This window comes from Bacillus sp. P4_D3, from assembly GCF_056401855.1.
In genome coordinates this window covers 1-1,184 of sequence record NZ_JBFUIN010000865.1, presented here as the reverse complement: position 1 = coordinate 1,184, position 1,184 = coordinate 1, and the positions used below count along the sequence as shown (strand labels likewise).

The following is a 1,184-nucleotide window of genomic DNA, read 5'->3' as shown; positions in this document are numbered from 1 at the left end:
TTCCATGATAGAAAAACATAAAGTGACTGTAGTGATGGGAGTGCCTACAATTCATCAAGCATTAATTAATTGTTCAAAGTTTGAAAGTACGAATTTACAATCAGTACGTTGGTTTTATAATGGCGGTGCTCCGTGTCCAGAAGAGTTGATAAGAGAATTTATAGATAGAGGATTTTTATTCGGTCAAGGTTTTGGTATGACTGAAACATCACCAACAGTATTCATGCTTTCAGAAGAAGATGCAAGACGTAAAGTAGGCTCAATTGGAAAACCTGTTCTATTTTGTGATTATGTACTTATCGATGGAAATAAAAATAAAGTTGAAGTTGGTGAAGTTGGAGAGTTAATTATAAGAGGGCCAAATGTAATGAAAGAGTATTGGAATCGGCCAGATGCAACAGAAGAAACTATTCAAGGTGGTTGGTTACATACTGGTGATTTAGCTAAAGTTGATGAAGATGGTTTTGTATACATTGTCGGTAGAAAAAAAGAAATGATAATTTCAGGTGGTGAAAATATTTATCCACTTGAAGTAGAACAAGTCATTAATAGGCTTTCGGATGTATGTGAGGTAGCGGTCGTTGGTACACAACATTTACAGTGGGGAGAGATACCAATCGCTTTTGTTGTGAAAAAGAGTAGCAGTGTATTAACTGAAAAAGAAGTAATTGAACATTGTCTTCTATTTCTAGCAAAATATAAAATTCCAAAAGAAATTGTATTTCTAGAGGAATTACCTAAAAATGCAACTGGTAAAATTCAAAAAGTACAGTTAGCTAATCAATTGAAAAGTAGGTGAAKGGATGACCAAATATAGCGCTGGGCAACAAGCATCTTGTAGTAAAACAATAACAGAAACAGATTTTGTACTATTTGCAGGTTTAAGTGGGGATTTTAACCCAATCCATATTGATCATGAGTATGCGAAACAAACTAGATTTAATCAAAGAATAGCACATGGTTTATTAACTTCTAGTCTATTATCACAATTGTTAGGAGTACATTTGCCAGGAAAGGGTTCTGTTTATATGGAACAAACTATTAAATTTACAACACCAGTTTTTATAGGAGATACGATTACAGCTACGGCTACAGTACAAGAGTTTATTATCGAAAAGAGAGTAATAAAATTGTTAACAGAGTGTCATAATCAAAAAGGAGATTTAGTTTTAACAGGTGTAGCT

Annotated in this window: 2 protein-coding genes; both read left to right on the top strand. The window is 33.5% G+C overall.

Annotated elements, in window-relative coordinates:
• A partial coding sequence (locus tag AC1DTM_RS27490; protein ID WP_477001375.1) for an AMP-binding protein occupies nt 1–799 on the top strand: 799 nt, incomplete at its 5' end.
• A 4-nt stretch (nt 800–803) separates the two neighbouring features.
• Nucleotides 804–1,184 (top strand): MaoC family dehydratase (locus tag AC1DTM_RS27485; RefSeq protein WP_477001374.1); only part of this gene is annotated, 381 nt, incomplete at its 3' end.